The organism is Bradyrhizobium erythrophlei (genome assembly GCF_042430365.1).
GTDB lineage: Bacteria > Pseudomonadota > Alphaproteobacteria > Rhizobiales > Xanthobacteraceae > Bradyrhizobium > Bradyrhizobium erythrophlei.
In genome coordinates this window covers 42,431-60,941 of sequence record NZ_JBHMET010000055.1, presented here as the reverse complement: position 1 = coordinate 60,941, position 18,511 = coordinate 42,431, and the positions used below count along the sequence as shown (strand labels likewise).

Here is an 18,511-nt window from a genome sequence, read left to right as displayed (position 1 = left end):
TTACGACTTGCCGCCCGCAAGCATCTTGACCAGGCGATAGAGATACTCCTCGCCCTCATAGAACGATTTCACCAGCACGCGCTCATCCTTGCCATGGGCCCTGCTGTCGTCGACGTCGCTCGCAAGCCCCGAGTGACCATAGGTCGGAATTCCGGCATTGCGCAGATAGCTGCCGTCGGTGGCGCCGGTGCTCATGACCGGCACGATCGGGGCGTTCGGCCAGAACTCCTTCGAGAGCTTCTCGATCGATCCCATGATCTCCTCGTTCAGCGGCGACGGCGCGCTCAGCACCGCCTTGCCGGTCGGAACGACCTCGATCTCCTTGTCGGCCAAGACGCGCTCGATCGTCGCCTGCACGCCCTCGACCGGCTCGCCGGGCATGATGCGGCAATTGACCTTGGCGCCCGCGAGCTGCGGCAGCGCGTTGATCGCGTGGCCGCCCTCGAGCATCGTGGCGACGCAGGTGGTGCGGAGCTGCGCATTGTATCCGACATTCTGCGACAGACGCGCCAGCGCCGCCGCATCAGGTTGCGGCGCCAGGATCGCGCGGATGTCGTCGGCATTCTGCTTGCTTTCGATGTCGGCCATCCGCGCGAAAAAGATTCGCGTCGTCTCGTTGAGGTTCAGCGGGAAGCCGAACTTCGAGAGGCGAACCAGGCCTTCCGCGAGGCGATAGATCGCATTGTCTTTGCGCGGCAACGAGCTGTGGCCGCCGCGATTCTTCACCGTGAGCTGGTAGCCGATCGAGACCTTCTCGCTGGTCTGCACGGTGTTGCGGATCGCCTTGCCCTCCTTCAGCCCGACGCCACCGCCCTCGTTCAGCGCGAATTCGGCGTCGATCAGGTCGCGGTGGTTCTTGATCAGCCACTGGATGCCCAGCGCGTTGCTGTCGAGGATCTCCTCGTCGGTCTCGAGCGCCACGATGATGTCGCGGTCGGGCTTGTAGCCCTCCTTCTTGTAGCGGATCAGATTGGTGACGAAGGCGGCCGCCATGTATTTGTCGTCGCCGCTGCCGCGGCCATAGAAATAGCCGTCCTGCTCGGTCAGCTTGAACGGATCGACCGACCAGTCCTCGCGATTGGCGGGAACGACGTCGATATGGGCGAGCAGGAGCATCGGCTTGCGCGCGCCGGAGCCGCGCAGCCGCGCCACGAGATTGCCCTTGCGCGGCGCCGGCGAGAAGACCTGGACGTCGCCCTCCGGGAAGCCGGCCGCGCGCAGCCGCGCCGCCATCGCCTCCGCCGCCTTCTGGGTGTCGCCGGTCGCGGTGGTCGTATTGATCTCTACCAGCTCCTGGTAGATGCCGCGGGCGAACTGCTGCTGCTCGGTCAATCCTTGCGCCGCGGCGCCGGTTGCCAGCAGCGCCGGGCCAAACGTGGCCGACAGCAGCAGCGATCGAACCATCCCTCGAACCTTGTGCGACATCGTGCTCTCCCAAAACATCATTGCGCCATCGCTTGAATTCAGACAGGCGGCGGTTGCTTTGGCAAGATGGCGAGCCCGTCTATTTCCGCGCGCGACCTCCGCTTATTTCGCGTCCTTGACAGCGACCACCTCGATCTCGACCAGGAAGCCGGGATTGGCGAGCGCCGCGACGCCGACGACCGAGCGCGCCGGCAGGTTCGGCTGGCTGCCGCCGAAGAACTGGGTGTAGCCCTCCATGAAGGCCTTGAAGTCCATCGGCGCGGAGGCGTTGTGCACCAAAAACACCTGCATCTTGACGACGTCGCCCATGCCGAGCCCCTGGCCCTCCAGAATGCCCTTGATGCGCGTGAGCACGCCGACGGTCTGGGCCTTGGTGTCGCCATAGGCCTGCGGGCTCGACGGATCGGCGTCCTTGTTCGCGACGGGCGGCACCTGGCCGCTGACATAGACGGTGGTGGCATTGCCGGTGACAGTCACGGCCTGCGCGATCGGGAAGGTCGAATTGGGGATCGGATGCCGGACAACGTCGGCCTGGGCAGCCGTGGCGGCCACCGCGAGCACGGCCCCCAGAGCAACATTTGCGAATTTCATGGTCCCTTCCCCCTTATTGCCTGATCGCATCTAGCGGCGCGCGTCCTGGACGTCCTTGGCCGTCACCGCATCCTGAAAGCTGTTGCCGAAATGCGTGCGCACATAATTCACAACGGCGGCGACCTGGCCATCGGTCATCATGTCGCCGAACGCCGGCATGCCGCGCCGGCCGTTGATGATGAGGAAGATCGGATATCCGCTGGACTCGAGGTTCTTGTTGCCGGCCAGCGACGGATAGGACCCGGCGCCGGTCGCCCCCTTCGCGTCCGGCATGTGGCAGCCCTGGCAGACATTGGCGAACAGCTCCTCGCCGGTCATCTCGACGAAGCGATAGCCCGAACTGAAGGTCCGCCGGCTCGCGGCATTGTCCCCGGCGAACGCCGCAGTCGCCGACAACAGCGTCAGCACGACGACGGCCGATGCCCTTGCGCTGATCATCACGTCTTCACCACGCGTTCGTGCAGCCGCGCGATGGCGTCGAGCGCGGACAGGATCGCGCCCTCCTGCCAGGCCGGCAGGTTGGAGGCGTGCTCGCCCGCCAGCACGATGCGGCCGTCGATCTGGCAGAGATTGCGGTAATGCTGCGCCCGTCCGGCATCGCTCCACTCGCCGCTGCAGCCGAGCGTAAACGGCACGCGATGCCAGGCGACCGCAACGCCGGTCTCGAACTCGGCCTTGTATTGCGGATGGATCATGGCGCCGAACTCGACCGCGCTCGCCACCCGCTCGGCCGGCGTCATCGCCGTGAACTCGTAGGAATTGGCGCCCTCGAACAGATAGGCGCCAAGCAGGACACCGCGCCCGGCGCGGTTGAAGTCATGGTTCGGATAGGCGATCTGCCGGATCGGCAGGTCAGTATAGCTGATACCGCCATAGATCGCCTCGTCCTCCTCCCAGAAGCGGCGCTTGAACTGCAGCCCGACCTTCACCGAGCCGGCATAGGGCAAGGCATCGATCGCGCTCTTCATGGGTGCGCTGACGTCGACCGGCAATTGGCTCAGGATCGACAGCGGGATGGTGCAGATGCACCAGTCCGCGGTCGCCTGCTGCACGGTGGACGGGCTCGTGGCATCGACATAGCTCACGGTGACGCCCGAGTCGTTCTGCTGGATTTGCGTCACCTTGGCGTTGGTGCGGATGAGGCTGCCGACCTCGCGCGCGAACGCCTTGCCGATCATGTCCATGCCGCCGACCGGCTGGAACATCGTGGTCTGGAAGTTGTAGCGCGCAAACGCCTGCAGATAGCGCCACAGCCGCGAGCGCAGGATCTCCGACAGGCCGATCGGATCGCTCGGCAGCGGATCGCCCGTCAGCCCACCCCCGGGATCGCGCGCGTAGCCGCGGAACTCGGCGGAGCCGAGATTGGCATTGTATTTGTAATCGCGATCGAGCGCGCCCCAGGCCCGCAGCGATTGCAGCAGGATATCCTGATCCTCCTTGGTGACCGCTTCGTCGAGCTTGCCCTGCTGCGTCACCTTGGCAAGCAACTCCGACACCTGGCCCTGGAAATCGGCCTTGATGCTGCGGATGCGCTGTGGCTTGCCATCGAAGGCGCGCGTCGCGTGCAGATAGGCGTTGTGGTTGAGCTGGATGAAGGGTTCCAGCGTCACATTGAGCCGCCGGCAGTAATCGAGCAGCGCGCGGTGGTGGTAAGGAATCCGCCACGGGCCTGGATTGATGTAGAGCCCCTGCTCGAACTCGCATTTCTGCCTGAAGCCGCCGAGCTCGGTGAAACTGTCGCCGCCGCGGATCGTCCAGTTGCGGCCACCGGCGCGGCTGTTGAATTCGAGGATCTGGACCTTGTAGCCGGCCTTGCGCAACTCCAACGCCGCCGCCATGCCGGCAAGTCCGGCGCCCAGGATCAGCACCGAGGCGCCCTTGGGATCGCCCGCAAGCCTGAGCGGGCCCTTGTAGGTCGATTCGGATGCGAAGCCGAGGCTCGTCATCGCATGGTACATCGCCGAGCTGCCGGCGATGCTACCGATCAGCGCGAGCAGATCACGCCGCTTCATCACAGATCCGTTCTGCACCGGCGTTCACCCAACCGCATCCATCGTGTGCGAAGGGAAACGGCTGGCGCGACCGCTGTCAAGAAAGGGCGCACCATTCCGCATCCGCTCACACGCGTTTTTGATGCATCAGATCACCCGCTCGAGATGCACGCGACGGCAGTCCATCTCATAGTCCAACCCGACCACCGGCGGCCGGTTGAAATGCCAGGTCAGGCCGTTGCGAAGCACGCCACGGCGGCCGAGCTCGCTTTCGAGCACCGGATAGGCGTCGTGCAGGGTGTAGAGCTGCACCGCGGTGGTGTCTTTCCAGGTGCCGTCGAACGCGCTCATCCGCCGCTCCATCTCGTCCAGCACCCATTTCGCCTTGGCGAGCATCCCGGCCGGGCTGGTATCGCCGGGCGCGATGATGTGGTCACGGTAGTTGCCCTTGCCTTCGACCGATTCGCCGCTCCCGGCCACGACGAAACTCGCGGGCGCGTCGGCCGCTGCCGGCACCGTGTATGAGAAGGCGTGGAAGCACGGCTCCTGCGGCGGATCGATCTTCGGGCAGACATTGCTGCGCGCCACCGGATTGACGCCGTCGCGCATCACCCCCCATTCGATCAGCGTCTTGATGTAAATCTCGTTGAACGCCCTGAACCCTTCCTCGGTGAACTGCGCCGGCGAGCGCAGCTCACAGGCACCGAACGCCGTGAGCGGCCGCCCCGCAGCCTTCAGGATATCCGCGATGCGGGCAAATCCCTCCTTCAGCGGCACGGGTTCGCTGAACCTGACGCGCGCGATGGCAAAGCCTGACAGCGCGCCGATGCCGCAGGAATACTGGCTGACGCCCGGCATGAAGCGATAGCCGCTGTTGGGAGCTTCGACGGTGTTGGTCATGACGCCTCTGGTTTCAAACAGCTATGACACAGGTGCGCGCCGTGAGCTTTCATGCTGGACTCGCAATGGTGGGCACGCTGACGCTTTGCCCACCTTACAATTCCGCGCGCAGCTTCGCCTTCTCGCGACATGTCTTGTCCGAGTCTTGCCCTTCATGTCCACCCTCTCAATCAATAGAGGGCGCAGGGAAAGCCGGGTGCCGATCGCACCCATGGGTCCCGTGCAACAAAAAGCACGGGGGTAGGACCACAGGTGTAACCGGAATCCCGGCTTTCCCTGCGCGATGGTTTTACGGCTTCCTTCGTGCTCTCCCCGGCGAGACCGGGCTTTCTTGTCACCGTCCTCGCAGAGACGCTTTCCACGTCTTGCGAGGAGACACCAACCACTGGGGCGTCAGGACCACACGACTTCACCGTCCGCTGCGTTGCGTGCTCGTCAGTCACACAATCAGCGTCCACCGCATCTCACCGCAACACTCGTGACGATCGCGACGCGCCCCTCAAGCGGGTGAGATGGGCGGATTATTACAATGATTTTCCATTCTGATAAACCGAAATATTTTTCTTTCGGGGGATTGACAGGTTTTGGGTGATTTGCCCGTCGGGTCGTTTTGTCGCAGCCATCGGCTTTCATTTCGGCCTTGCAATGCAAGGGATCGCGCGAATGCGTGACTTCGGCTGAGCTATTCGACTTCATCGTGAATGAGGTTAATGCTTATTTTTCTGACCCTCGCGCAATCGGGTCAGTTCTCTCTGAAGGGGAGGCCAAGCACATAGCTGAGGGTATCGTTCGGCGCGCCAAGTTGGTTCGGGCGAATGAAGGTAACCGATGAAGAAGCCTAGGTTGCGGTGGAAAGCTTCGAAATCCCGAGCGATCGTTTCTAGGTCGCCTGGTTCATACACGAATATCTTGTCCCGGAACGCTTCTAGAGCTTCAGGTGTAACACCTGAAGCGCTCACTCGAACTGTATGGGCGGCTTGGTCGATGGGATTAACCCAGAGTACTCCTTCTTTTATTTCTTGGGCGGCACCGTACACGCCGTGCACGAGATGGTTTCTTTCCTTTTCTAGACCATTGCGAATATTCATTAGCGCCCCAAAGAGTTCGTAGTCGAGTTCATTCAAAACAACTCGGGCGGCGGCATTCAGAACATCAAATTGTGTTCTGCTGTTCGAGATGGCGAGAAACATTGCTATCGCCGGTTCCGTATTTGCGTGCAGGATTTTGGCCAATAGGTGCGCTTGTTGAACCTCGATATCTGTCCAAAGGGATACGCAGCGAGCAACCAGGGCCGCAGCCGCAGGACGATCCTCAAGATGTCCGGGCCCAAAAGTCGGCTTAACCTTCGGATATTTTCGCTTAAGGGGTTGTCTAGCCATATTAGAGGGCTCGATTCTCTTGGTCGATTGATGGGGAGATGGAATGTCGCGCCTAGCTTTTAGCGGAATGAATTCGTGAGTTTCGTAAAGAACATCGGTCTGACAAAGTGGACATGGAACGCTGAATTGGCCCTCCCCGACAAATAGATTGCTGGGCGGTATTCCCTCGAAGGTAAGGAGATAGATTGGCTCCTTGCATCCCTTGCAATTGAACCCGTAGTACCATTGGCCTTTCTTAACGGCTGGGAAGGTCGCGAGCCGCGAAATCTTACCTTTCTCCATGAGAACTCTGCGCATGAGCGATAAGCCTGACTCGAGATCCCGCGTTTTAAGAAGACGCCGAAGAACCTATTGAATATGAAGCCCAAGCCTCATTCGGAAATGGGGATTGGGAAGAAACCAAAACGGGAGCTAGCCGAAGCTAGCCCCCGCTCTAGTTCACGTCAGAAGAAAGACAAGAACCGCAGCCGCACGGATGCAGGCGGCTAAGTCAACTTTGATCGTGATGGTGATACGAGGTCTCATAATAAAGCCCTCGGATCACGCCGGCGCAATCCGTAAGGGTTGCGAGTAGCGCCCAGTATCAACGGCAATCAACCGGCCGTTCACTGGAGTATCGGCCCACCAACCGGCGTTCTAGAACCGCCCTTGATGGCCCCTTGTCGCTCCCAGTTATCCATTCGCGTGGTCGCGTTTGATGGCGAGGGCGTCCGGGCCGGGCAAGGAGATACGGCGTGTCCATTCGCGCGGGGTGCCTTGCGAAGACAGCGCGGAACGGGGCCATAGCGAAAATGGTGGGCCGAGTCGCTGTTTTGAGTCGAGAGAGTTTTTGCGCTTTCTCCATTGAAGAAAACGCTTGACCTTATGGCGAATCGTTTAGGCCTAGTTAGGCCGTCGATCGGCACTTGCCTTCGATACCCTTAAGCAGGGCTTCCGCACGCATCTTGTCGTTCACACCAAGCGTGGTGCGGTGGTTAAGACGAAACTTTCCCGTTGTTGCCAGACATGCCGCAAGCGCCTCAACCCGGCGTGCGCTGCGCCTCGAGGCCACGGCTGTAGCGCGACATTGCAAAGCAGAACACGAAGTAGATGACGCCGACGAAGACGTAGACCTCGACGCTGAAGGATTGCCAGGCCGGATCGATGATCGCGGTCTTTGCCGTCGTCAGCAAATCGAAGATGCCAATGATCAGGACGAGGCTGGTGTCCTTGAAGAAGGCGATGAAGGTGTTGACCAGCGGCGGGATGACGTGGCGGATCGCCTGCGGCAGCACGATCAGCGCGTTCTTCTGCCAGTAGGACAGCCCGATCGCATCCGCCGCCTCATATTGCCCGCGCGGCACCGCCTGCAGGCCGCCGCGCACCACTTCCGCAAGGTAGGCGCCGGCATAGAGCACGAAAGCGATCTGCGCGCGCAGCAGTTTGTCGAAGTTGACGCCCTCGGGCATGAACAGCGGGAACATCACGCTCGCCATGAACAGCAGGCTGATCAGCGGCACGCCGCGGATCAACTCGACATAGAGCACGCAGAGCGAACGGATCGCCGGCAGCTTCGAGCGGCGGCCGAGGGCAACGAGAATTCCGAGCGGGAAGCCGAAGGCGAGCCCGAAGGTGGCGAGGATCAACGTCACCGGCAGCCCGCCCCAGCGATCCTGCGTCACGTAGGACATCCCGAAGAAGCCGCCCCACATCAACAGCCCGATCACGACCAACGCGGCGGCCCACAGCAGAAAGAGTTCCTTGCGCCAGAAGCTGCGCCGGCTCGAGACCACGAACAGCGCGATGAAGATCAGAACCGCCAGCGCCGGCCGCCACTGCTCGCCGAACGGATAGGTGCCGAACAGGATGAAGCGATACTTTTCCGGGATCACCGCCCAGCAGGCGCCCAACCCGCGCAACGCGCGGCAGGCGCTGCTGTCGCTGCCGGAGACGATCCAGACCGCGTTGGCAATCCCCCATTGCCCAAGGCTGACGCAGGCCTTGCCGAGCACGAAGACGAGCAGCAGCGTGACGATGGTCGAGGGGATCGAGGCGAACAGATTGGCGCGCAGCCAGACCACGATCTGCCCGCCGAGGCTACGCTGCACGCGCGGCCGGCTCAGCGGCAGCGGGTCCTCAGGTGTGTGCGTGACCGAGGTCATCTCAGCGCTCCACCAGCGCGATCCGCGCATTGTACCAGTTCATGAAGAAGCTGATGCCGAGGCTGATGGTGAGGAACACCATCATGATCAGCGCGATCGCCTCGATCGCTTGGCCGGTCTGGTTCAGCGTCGTGTTGGCGACCGAGACGATGTCCTGATAGCCGACCGCGACCGCCAGCGACGAGTTCTTGGTCAGGTTCAGGTACTGGCTCGTCATCGGCGGAATGATGACGCGCAGCGCCTGCGGCAGCACGATATGTCGCAGCACGAAGCCGCGCTTCAGCCCCAGCGCCTTGGCGGCCTCCGACTGTCCCTTCGGCACCGCCTGGATGCCGCTGCGCACGATCTCGGCAATGAACGCCGACGTGTAGGTGACGAGCGCGATCAACAGCGCAAAATATTCCGGCGCCAGCGTCAGCCCGCCGACAAAATTGAACCCGCGCAGCTCGGGCAGCGTGATGCTCCAGCTCGCGCCTGATAGAAACGACACCAGCGCAGGCAGCGCGACCACAAGGACGAGCGCATAAGGCCAGGCCGGACGCGCCTTGCCGTCCAGCATCTGCTGCGCGATCAAACGCCGCCTGACGAGATGCAGCACGATCAATCCGACGACAAGGACGAGAGCCGCCCACAGATTGGCCTCGTGCAGCGGAATCGACGGCAGCACCAGGCCGCGGTTCGACAGGAACACGCCCTCGATCGGCTTCCACGCCTGCCGCGCCGCCGGCAGCCCCTGCATCAGCACGTACCAGAACAGCAATTGCAGCAGGAGCGGCAGGTCGCGCAGCACCTCGACATAGACGGCGGCAAGCCGCGACAACAGCCAGTTCGACGACAGCCGCGCAATGCCAACCAGCGTACCGACGATCGTGGCGAGCACGATGCCGATCACCGCGACGCGCAACGTGTTGACGATGCCGACGATGAAGGCGCGCAGATAGGTGTTCTTCGGGCTGTAGTCGATCCAGCTGTCGGCGATCGGCATGCCGGCCTCGCGGCCGAGGAAGGCGAAGCCGGTCGAGATGCGACGCACCGACAGATTATGCACCGCGTTCGACCACAGCCAGGCGACAATGGCGATTGCGATGCCCACCACCACGATCTGCCAGAACAGGCCGGCGACGCGCGGATCGCTCAGCGAAAGGCGCCAGGGCCGGGCGGGAGGGCGTTTCGGCGTCGATGTCGTCACAGCACAAGGATCCTTGCTTGAAGCGATCTTCTGCCATGCGCTGGGATGCGCACTTCATATGTTGCACCAAATTAAGATTCGTGCAACATATGTTTCATGGCCCAGGCTCAGCCGAAACCATCGCCCCTCAGCGAATTGTGCAGCGCATTGCCGTCGCTGCCAATGCGGTTGCAGGAGGTTGGTCGGTTTGTCGCAGCCAATGATTACGACGCGACCACCCGCTCGATGCGCGAGCTGGCCGCCGTCGCCGGGGCCGACCCCGCCTCCTTCACCCGTCTGGCCAAGGCGCTCGGCTATTCCGGCTGGGACGAACTGCGCGCGGCGCTGACCGAGGCGCGCCGGCCGGCGCAGGGCTCGCCGTTTTCCGGCCGCGCCAAGGGCCGCCGCGCCGGCCCGAACGCCGATGTCACGCTGGTCAACGAGAAGCTCGACGCCGAGGCTGCCGGCCTCGGCCGCATTTCATCCACTGCCATCGCCGATGCGGCGCGTGCGCTGCACTCAGCCGACCGGATCTGGATCACCGGCTTTCGCAGCTGCCGCAGCGTCGCGGAACTCTTGACCTACCAGCTTCGCCTGTTCCGTCCCGGTGCGGTGCAACTCGTCGGCGGTTCCGGCCCGTACGACCTCGACCATGGCGCGTTCCGCGCCGGAGACGCCGTCGTCGTGATCGGCTTTGCGCCCTATACCGCCATCAGCGTCGAGACCGCGCGTGCGGCGCACCAGGCGCGCGCCACGCTGATCGCGATCGCCGACACCATCACCGCACCGATGGCCGAAGGCGCCGATCATCTGCTGCTGTTTGAAGCCGCCGCCTCCCCCGGCTTCTTCCCGAGCCTCACCGGCGCGATCGCGATCGCGCAATCGCTTGCCGCGGTCACCTTCACGCTGGGCGGTGTGAGCGCCAAGCGCAAGCTCGAAGAGACCGAGGCCCGGCTTGCCGAGATGTCGCAATATTTTGCCGAGAAAGGATGAGTGTCATGGCCGCCACCAAGAGCCGCGTGATGCATCGAAGCCTGCGCGAGACGCCGCCGAAAGCGGTCGGCGGCGACGGCGTGTGGCTGATCGCGGAAGACGGCCGCCGCATCCTCGATTCCTCCGGCGGCGCCGCAGTCTCCTGCCTCGGCCACCAGCACCCGCGCGTGCTTGCGGCGATCGCCAAGCAGGCTTCAAAGCTCGCCTATGCCCATACCGGCTTCTTCTCCTCGGAGCCCGCGGAAGAGCTCGCCGAGCGCCTGGTCGGCCACGAACCGGGCGGACTTGCTTACGCCTATTTCGTCAGCGGCGGCTCGGAGGCGATCGAGGCCTCGATCAAGCTGGCGCGGCAATATTTCATCGAGCGCGGCGAGCCGAAGCGCGCGCGCTTCATCGCGCGCCGCCAGAGCTATCACGGCAACACGCTGGGCGCGCTGTCGGCCGGCGGCAACGCCTGGCGCCGCGAGCCCTACGCGCCGCTGCTGTCGCCGTCGTTCAGCCATGTCACGCCAGCCTTTGCCTATCATGAGAAGCGCGACGATGAATCGGAAGCAAGCTTCGTGGCGCGGCTTGCCGCCGAGCTCGAAGCCGAATTCCAACGCCTCGGTCCGGACACGGTCGCGGCCTTCATCGCCGAGCCCGTGGTCGGCGCCACCGCCGGCTGCGTGCCGCCGCCGGAGAGCTACTTCAAGGCGGTGCGCGAGATCTGCAACCGCCACGGCGCGCTGTTGATCCTCGACGAGGTGATGTGCGGCATGGGCCGCACCGGCACGCTGCATGCGTGGGAGCAGGAAGGCATCGCGCCCGACATCCAGGCGATCGCCAAGGGCTTGGGCGGCGGCTACCAGCCGATCGGCGCCATGCTCGCGAGCGGCACCATCGTCGACACCGTGCGCAGCGGCTCCGGCGCATTCCAGCACGGCCACACTTATCTGGCGCATCCGCTCGCCTGCGCCGCCGCGCTCGAGGTGCAGCGGACCATCAGCGAGGAGAAGCTGCTCGACCAGGTCAAGGCGCGCGGCAGGCAGCTCGAGCAGCGGCTCGTCGAACGTTTCGGCAATCACCGCCATGTCGGCGACATCAGGGGCCGCGGCCTGTTCTGGGCGATCGAGCTCGTGGCCGACCGCAGCAAACGGCAGCCGTTCGATCCCAAGCTGAAGCTGCATCAGCGGATCAAGGCCGCCGCCTTTGCCGGCGGGCTCGCCTGCTATCCGTCGGGCGGCACGGCTGACGGCCAGAGCGGCGACCATGTGCTGCTCGCCCCGCCCTATATCGCGACTTCCGGCGACATTGACATGATCGTCGAAAGACTCGGCGCTGCGGTAGACAGCGCGTTGAAAGATGTTGGTCACTAGGAGGAGGAGCAGAATGTACAGGGGTATCATCACGACAGCCTTGCTCGTCGCAGGCGTAGCCAGTGCAGGTGCGGCGACGCTCGACACGGTCAAGCAGCGCGGCACGCTGGTATGCGGCGTCAGCGCCGGCTTTGCCGGTTTCTCGGCACCGGACTCGCAGGGCAACTACAAGGGTCTCGACGTCGACTATTGCCGCGCGCTGGCCGCCGGCGTGCTCGGCGACGCGAGCAAGGTGCGCTATGTCGCGCTGACCGCGCAGAACCGTTTCACGGCGCTGCAGTCCGGCGAGATCGACGTGCTCTACCGCAACTCGACGCAGACCTATTTGCGCGGCGTCACGCTCGGCCTGCGCCAGGGCCCGGTCAACTTCTATGACGGCCAGGGCTTTGTGGTGAAGAAGGACACCGGCGTGAAGGACCTCAAGGGCCTCAACGGCGCCACCGTCTGCGTTGCCCAGGGCACCACGCATGAGGTGACGCTCGGCGACTATGGCCGCGCCAACGGCATCGACTGGAAGCCCTTGGTGTTCGACCGCGTCGATACCATGTACCAGACCTTCTTCGGCGGCCGTTGCGATGCCATGACCCAGGACGCCTCGGCGCTCGCCGGCGCAGTCGCGACCGCAGCACCCAAGGCCGACGACTACGTCGTGCTGCCGCAGACCATCAGCAAGGAGCCGCTCGGCCCGTTCACCCGCAACGGCGACGAGCTCTGGAGCGACATCATCACCTGGCTGCATTACGGCCTGATCGAGGCCGAAGAGCTCGGCGTGACGCAAGCCAATGTCGACGAGATGACGAAGTCGCAGGTTCCGGCGATCCAGCGCCTGCTCGGCACCTCCGGCGATCTCGGCTCGCGGTTCGGTCTCGACAACAAATGGCTGGTCGGCGCGATCAAGGCCGGCGGCAATTACGGCGAGATCTTCGAGCGCAATGTCGGCAAGGCCAGCCCCCTGAAGCTCGAGCGCGGCCTCAACGGCACCTGGAGCAAGGGCGGCCTGATGTACGCCATTCCGTTCAAATGATGATCTTCACCTCGCCCCGCCTGCGGGGAGAGGTCGTCATTCAAGCAGAGCTTGAATGACGGGTGAGGGGGAGCTCCGCGAATTCTACTCTCACCTGCTACGCTGACAGAGCCCCTCACCCCGCCCTCTCCCCGCGAAGAGCGGCGAGAGGGTGAGGAGACAACGACATCATGCGCATCACTCTCATTCACGCTCTCAAGCACTCCATCGTCCCGATCGAGGCGTCGTTCGCACGGCTGTGGCCAGAGGCCCGGTTGATGAATCTGCTCGACGACTCTCTCTCGGCCGACCTCGCGCGCGACGGCAAGCTCACCGATCGCATGACCGAGCGCTTCCTGGCGATGGGCCGCTATGCGGCAAGCACCGGCGCCGACGGCATCCTCTTCACCTGCTCGGCCTTCGGCCCCTGCATCGAAGCTGTTGCGCGCGAGCATGCGCCGATGCCGGTGCTGAAGCCAAACGAGGCGATGATCGAGCGGGCGGTCGCGACGGGAAAGCGGATCGGTTTGCTCTCGACCTTCCCGCCGACCCTGGTCTCGATGCCGCCGGAATTTCCCGCAAGCGTCCAGATCGTGCCGAAGCTCGCCGAAGGCGCGCTGGCCGCGCTCGACCGCGGCGACCGTGCCGAGCACGATCGCATCGTGGTCGAGGCATCCAAAGACTTGCGCGACTGCGACCTGATCGCGCTCGCTCAGTACAGCATGGCACCGGCAGCCGACGGTGTCGCCGAGGTAACCGGCAGACCGGTGCTGACGACACCCGACAGCGCGGTGATGAAATTGAAGGCAATGCTGCGCGTCGCCTGAGCGCCATCGCGGCGCTTCCGCCGACCTCGTCTCTCGCCGACCATCACCCATCCCAAAACGCCCATTGTGCATCGCAGCGAAGCCACTACATTGCGGCCCGCAAGAGGTGCAATACGTGTCTGACATCAATGCCGATGCCTGGGTCTCCTCAGGCCACCGCCCGATGGGCTTCCCCGAATTCGTTGTCGCGATCGCCGCCATCATGGCGTTGAACCCGCTAGCGATGGACATGATGCTGCCGGCGCTGCCCAACATCGGCTCTGCCTTCCAGCTCGCCGACGCCAACCGTCCGCAAATGGTGCTGTCGATCTTCCTGGTCGGCTTCGGCGTCGGGCAATTCGTGATGGGGCCGCTGTCGGACCGGTTCGGGCGGCGCCCGGTGCTGCTCGGCGGCATGATCGTCTATGGCGCGGCGAGCCTGCTCGCGATCGCGGCACCCTCCTTCGAGGCGCTGCTGCTGGCGCGCGCGCTGCAGGGATTAGGCACCGCGGCGACGCGCGTGATCGCGACCTCGATCGTGCGCGACTGCTACGCTGGCCGGCGGATGGCGAGCGTGATGTCGCTTGCGATGATGGTGTTCATCGCCGTGCCGGTGGTCGCGCCGTCGCTCGGACAGGCGGTGCTGGTGTTTTCGCAATGGCGCGGCATCTTCATCGCGCTGATGATCTATGGCGTGGCCGCGCTGATCTGGAGCGCGCTGCGCATGCCGGAGACGCTGCCGGTGGAACTGCGCAAGTCGCTTGCGGTCCGCGACGTGCTCGGCGCCTTCCGCCAGACCGTCACCAACCGCCAGACGCTCGGCTATGCGCTCGCCTGCAGCGGCGTCTGGGGCGCGATGATTTCCTTCGTGCTGACCGCCCAGCAGGTGTTCACCGGCATCTACCACCTCGGCGCCTATTTCCCGCTCGCCTTCGCGGCCATCGCCACGGGGGTCGCGATCGCGGGCTTCCTCAATTCGCGCATCGTCGGCCGGCTCGGCATGCGCGTGATGTCGCACGCGGCCCTGGTCGGCTTCGCGCTGGTCGCCGCCGTGATGCTGGCGGCCGAGATCGCAAACGCCTTGCCGCTGCCGCTGTTCATGGCGTTGACGGCGCTGATGATGTTCAGCTTCGGCCTGATGATGGCTAATTTCACCGCGCTCGCGATGGAGCCGCACGGCAAGATCGCGGGTACCGCCTCTTCGCTGTACGGCTCGATCACCACCCTGCTCGGCATCGCCATCGGCATGGTGATCGGCCAGCACTATGACGGAACGCTGGTGCCGTTCTCGACCGGCTTCTTCCTCTGCGCGGTCGCTGCGCTCGCGATTGCCGCGATCACGGAAAAGGGCCGGCTGTTCAGGCCGCACAACAAGCCGGTTTGACGATCTGTAGCCCGGTCCATCCGGGCTACGAATCTGGAGATCGCGTCAGGCTTCCCGCGTCCGCCCGACGCTGCTCCGCGCTCGCACCGGCGCGACCTCGCGCCGCGATGTCTCGAACCCGTGCATGCCGGTCTGCCATTGCAAGGCAACGATCATGCCCTTGGTCGGCTGCAATAGCGCGAGTGCGCTGACCAGCGTCACCGGCAGCCAGATCGCCAGTTGCACCCAGGCCGGCGGCGCGTAGTTCATTTCCAGCCACAACAGCGCTGGCACCACGACGTGGCCGACCACGATGATGACGAGATAGGCCGGAAAATCGTCGGCGCGCTGCGGGGTGAAATCCTCGCCGCAGACCTCGCAGTGATCGGCGACCTTCAGGAAGCGGCGGAACACATGGCCGCGCCCGCAGTTCGGGCACTTCATGGTAAAGCCGCGCCACAGCGCCTTTGGCAGGGAAACCGCTTCTCGCATTGCCGTGCTCCTTGACCTGAACCGTTGATCCATACAATATGGATTTCAAGGCATACAATCAAAGACAAAGCGCCAGATTGCATGGATTGGATCCCTACAGTTTCCGAATGGCAAGGCCCGTTATTCCTGCGCATCGTCGATGCGCTGGCGGCTGACATCGCGAGCGGCCGGCTGGTGCGCGGCCAGCGGCTGCCGACCCACCGCGCGCTGGCCTCCGCACTCGGCATTGATCTCACCACGGTCACGCGGGCCTATGGCGAAGCGCGGCGGCGCGGATTGCTGGACGCGCGCGTCGGCCAGGGCACTTTCGTGTCGGAGACGACAGCGCGCGCGGCGTCCGACCTGCCCGCACCTGTCAATATCGACCTGTCGATGAACCTGCCGCCGCAGCCGGTCGAGGCCAACCTTGATCTGCGCATCGCGCAGGGGCTCGCGACCATCCGCGCCGACGCCGGCTTCAGCGCATTCCTCAGCTACGCGCGTCCCGGCGGTACCACCGATGAACGCGAGGTTGCCGCCGGCTGGTTGCAGCCGCGCGTGCCGGAGGCGTCGGCCGACCGCATCGTGGTGTATCCGGGATCGCAGGCGATCATCTTCAACGCCCTGCTCGCGCTGACCTCGCCCGGCGACGTCGTGCTGACGGAAGCGCTGACGTTTCCCGGCGTGAAGGCGGCCGCGGCGCGGCTCGACGTCCGCCTGGTCGGCGTCGCGATGGATGTGGAAGGCGCCCGCCCCGATGCGCTCGACGAGGCCTACCGCAAGCACAAGCCGAAGGCGATCTATCTGGTGCCGACGCAGCAGAACCCGACGACGGCGACGATGGGTGCCGTCAGGCGCAAGGCGATCGCCGATGTCATCCAGAAGCGAGGCTGTGTGCTGATCGAGGACGACGTCTATGGCCCGCTCGAGCCGCAGACGGCCCCGATCGCGACCCTGATCCCCGAACACACCTATTACGCCGCCAGCATCGCCAAATGCATCGCGCCCGCGCTGCGGGTCGCCTATCTGCTGGCACCGGATAGCGCCGCCGAGCAGCGGATGCGTGCCGGCCTGCAGGCCACCATGCAGATGCCGCCATCCCTGATGGTCGCGCTGGTCACGCAGTGGCTGCGCTCCGGCGTCGCCGGCGAAATCATCCGCGCGATCAGAAACGAGGCGGCCGCGCGCCAGCAGCTTGCCGCACGCTTCCTGAAAGGCGTGACCTATGCGGCGCGGCCGGCAAGCCATCACCTCTGGCTGCCGCTGCCGAAGCATTTCGACGGCACCGACCTGTTGTCGCATTTGATGCGCAATGGATTGGCCGTCGTCGGCGAAGACGCGTTCGCAGTCGGCGACGGCGCACCGCGCGGCCTGCGCGTCTCGCTCGGCGCGGCGCGCAACCGCGCCGAATTGAGCCAGGCATTGCAGGTGCTGTCGAACGCGGTGCGGACGCCGGTCGGCGCAACGCAAATTGTCTGAACTCCGACGTTCTTTGCAGAAGCGATGCGGCAGGAAAATACTGTATCGCGGCAGACGCCCGCGTTAAGGTCGCGGCGCAAGGCCTGAAGGGCAGCTTCAGGCTGGCATCGGGCAGTCGGGGCGCTCTCATCAATGTCATGCAGATATGATCGGGTTGTCCATATCGCGTCGGCCGCAACGCAGTTGCTCCGCGCGACGCTCCTGCTGATCGCAGCGCTCACCCTTTGCCTCGGCGCCTTCAACGCAAGCCGCGCCGCCGACATCCCCGCCCCGTCGCCGGAAAAGCTCGCGCGCATCACCGAATTCTTCAACGACGAGGTCGCCTCGGGCCGGCTGCCCGGGGCCGTGATCCTGATCCAGCAGCACGGCAAACCGGTCTATCTGCAATGCTTCGGCGTGCGCGACGTCGCGACCAGGGCGCCGATGACGCCGGACACGATCTTCGCGCTGCATTCGATGACCAAGCCGATCACCAGCGTCGCGGCCATGATGCTGATCGATGAAGGCAAGCTGTCGCCGCAGGATCCGCTGTCGAAATACATCCCGGCCTTCGCCGATGTGAAGGTCGGCATCGAACCACCGAACGACAACAATCTGTCGGACCTGAAGCTGGTGCCCCCGGTCCATCCCGTCACCATCCAGGACCTGATGCGGCACACCTCGGGTATCACCTACGAATATATTGGCGCCAACTGGGTCCAACAGATCTACATGCAGGGCCATCTGTTCGACGGTCAGTTCGACAACAAGGCGTTTGCCGAGCGGATCGCCAAGCTACCGCTGTCGCGGCAGCCCGGCACGCTGTGGCGTTACGGCCATTCGACCGACGTGCTCGGCCGCGTCACCGAGATCATCTCGGGCAAGACGCTCTACCAGTTCGAGAAGGAGCGGATCTTCGATCCCCTGCGCATGACCAGCACGAAGTTCGTGCTCGACAGCGGCGAGGAGCGCGCGCGGATGGCAAGGCCGCTGCCATCGGACAAGATTCTGCTCGACGCCGAGCGTGACAGGCTCGCGCATCCCGAGTGGGAATCCGGCGGTGGCGGGTTGCTGTCGACGGTGCTCGACTATGCGTGGTTCGCCCAGATGCTCCTTAACGGTGGCGAACTCGACGGCAGGCGCTATCTCAGCCCCGCCGCCTTCAAGGACATGACGACGGACCACATCGGGCCGGGCTCCGGCGTCGGCCGCGACTACTGGTACTTTCCCGGTGACGGCTTTGGCTATGGCTACGGCATCGCCGTGCGCACCGATCCCGGTATTGCCAAGCCACCACCGGCGGGCTCGATCGGCGAACTGAAGTGGGACAGCGGCAGCGGCACCTATTTCGGCGTCGATCCGAAGCTCGACATGATCTACATCCTGCTCGAGCAGACCCAGAACGAGCGCCAGCGCATTACGCCGGCGTTCAAGAAGCTGGTCTACGACGCGTTCGGCGCCAATTGA

General features: G+C 64.3%; 16 protein-coding genes. 7 read left to right on the top strand and 9 right to left on the bottom strand.

What is annotated here, in order from left to right; translation table 11 throughout:
• The 8 genes from ACFFWD_RS09865 to ACFFWD_RS09830 all read right to left on the bottom strand — a co-directional run bounded on the left by ACFFWD_RS09865 (nucleotide 1) and on the right by ACFFWD_RS09830 (nucleotide 9,616).
• Nucleotides 1-1,425 carry a M20/M25/M40 family metallo-hydrolase gene (locus ACFFWD_RS09865; RefSeq protein WP_376964350.1) on the bottom strand — a complete coding sequence of 475 codons (1,425 nt, stop codon included), beginning with the start codon at nucleotides 1,423-1,425 and terminating at the stop codon, nucleotides 1-3.
• A 102-nt stretch (nucleotides 1,426-1,527) separates the two neighbouring features.
• A complete protein-coding gene (locus tag ACFFWD_RS09860; RefSeq protein WP_376964348.1) occupies nucleotides 1,528-2,016 on the bottom strand; it encodes a RidA family protein in 489 nt (162 codons plus the stop codon).
• A 30-nt stretch (nucleotides 2,017-2,046) separates the two neighbouring features.
• Nucleotides 2,047-2,454 carry a c-type cytochrome gene (locus ACFFWD_RS09855; protein WP_376964345.1) on the bottom strand — a complete coding sequence of 136 codons (408 nt, stop codon included), beginning with the start codon at nucleotides 2,452-2,454 and terminating at the stop codon, nucleotides 2,047-2,049.
• Nucleotides 2,454-4,028, bottom strand: coding sequence for a flavin monoamine oxidase family protein (locus ACFFWD_RS09850; RefSeq protein ID WP_376964342.1), 1,575 nt, complete (start codon nucleotides 4,026-4,028; stop codon nucleotides 2,454-2,456). Before ACFFWD_RS09850 ends, ACFFWD_RS09855 begins: the two co-directional genes overlap by 1 nt.
• 126 nt (nucleotides 4,029-4,154) lie before the next feature.
• A complete protein-coding gene (gene cnbZ, locus ACFFWD_RS09845; RefSeq protein WP_376964339.1) occupies nucleotides 4,155-4,907 on the bottom strand; it encodes a 2-amino-5-chloromuconate deaminase CnbZ in 753 nt (250 codons plus the stop codon).
• 707 nt (nucleotides 4,908-5,614) lie between these two features.
• Complete coding sequence (locus tag ACFFWD_RS09840) at nucleotides 5,615-6,568, bottom strand: hypothetical protein (protein WP_376964336.1); 954 nt, start codon at nucleotides 6,566-6,568, stop codon at nucleotides 5,615-5,617.
• Nucleotides 6,569-7,305: 737 nt separating this feature from the next.
• Nucleotides 7,306-8,427: an amino acid ABC transporter permease gene (locus ACFFWD_RS09835; protein ID WP_376964333.1), complete on the bottom strand. Its 1,122-nt coding sequence runs from the start codon at nucleotides 8,425-8,427 to the stop codon at nucleotides 7,306-7,308.
• 1 nt (nucleotide 8,428) lies between these two features.
• Entirely contained in the window at nucleotides 8,429-9,616 is a 1,188-nt protein-coding gene (locus ACFFWD_RS09830) for an amino acid ABC transporter permease (protein ID WP_376964330.1), read from the bottom strand.
• Nucleotides 9,617-9,712: 96 nt separating this feature from the next.
• On the opposite strand from ACFFWD_RS09830, the gene ACFFWD_RS09825 reads away from it, so the two are divergent.
• The 5 genes from ACFFWD_RS09825 (at nucleotide 9,713) to ACFFWD_RS09805 (ending at nucleotide 15,136) form a co-directional block, all read left to right on the top strand.
• A complete protein-coding gene (locus ACFFWD_RS09825) occupies nucleotides 9,713-10,588 on the top strand; it encodes a MurR/RpiR family transcriptional regulator (RefSeq protein WP_376964327.1) in 876 nt (291 codons plus the stop codon).
• A 5-nt stretch (nucleotides 10,589-10,593) separates the two neighbouring features.
• Nucleotides 10,594-11,943 carry an aspartate aminotransferase family protein gene (locus ACFFWD_RS09820; protein ID WP_376964324.1) on the top strand — a complete coding sequence of 450 codons (1,350 nt, stop codon included), beginning with the start codon at nucleotides 10,594-10,596 and terminating at the stop codon, nucleotides 11,941-11,943.
• A 13-nt stretch (nucleotides 11,944-11,956) separates the two neighbouring features.
• Nucleotides 11,957-12,967, top strand: a complete 1,011-nt coding sequence (locus ACFFWD_RS09815; RefSeq protein ID WP_376964321.1) for an amino acid ABC transporter substrate-binding protein — start codon at nucleotides 11,957-11,959, stop codon at nucleotides 12,965-12,967.
• A gap of 170 nt (nucleotides 12,968-13,137) precedes the next feature.
• Nucleotides 13,138-13,773: an aspartate/glutamate racemase family protein gene (locus tag ACFFWD_RS09810; protein WP_376964318.1), complete on the top strand. Its 636-nt coding sequence runs from the start codon at nucleotides 13,138-13,140 to the stop codon at nucleotides 13,771-13,773.
• Nucleotides 13,774-13,888: 115 nt separating this feature from the next.
• Nucleotides 13,889-15,136, top strand: coding sequence for a multidrug effflux MFS transporter (locus ACFFWD_RS09805; protein WP_376964315.1), 1,248 nt, complete (start codon nucleotides 13,889-13,891; stop codon nucleotides 15,134-15,136).
• A 45-nt stretch (nucleotides 15,137-15,181) separates the two neighbouring features.
• Here the strand turns inward: ACFFWD_RS09805 and ACFFWD_RS09800 are convergent, their stop codons facing one another.
• Nucleotides 15,182-15,607 carry a DUF983 domain-containing protein gene (locus ACFFWD_RS09800; protein WP_376964312.1) on the bottom strand — a complete coding sequence of 142 codons (426 nt, stop codon included), beginning with the start codon at nucleotides 15,605-15,607 and terminating at the stop codon, nucleotides 15,182-15,184.
• Nucleotides 15,608-15,688: 81 nt separating this feature from the next.
• On the opposite strand from ACFFWD_RS09800, the gene ACFFWD_RS09795 reads away from it, so the two are divergent.
• Complete coding sequence (locus ACFFWD_RS09795; RefSeq protein WP_376964309.1) at nucleotides 15,689-17,065, top strand: aminotransferase-like domain-containing protein; 1,377 nt, start codon at nucleotides 15,689-15,691, stop codon at nucleotides 17,063-17,065.
• Between the two features lie 132 nt (nucleotides 17,066-17,197).
• Nucleotides 17,198-18,511, top strand: coding sequence for a serine hydrolase domain-containing protein (locus ACFFWD_RS09790; protein WP_376964306.1), 1,314 nt, complete (start codon nucleotides 17,198-17,200; stop codon nucleotides 18,509-18,511).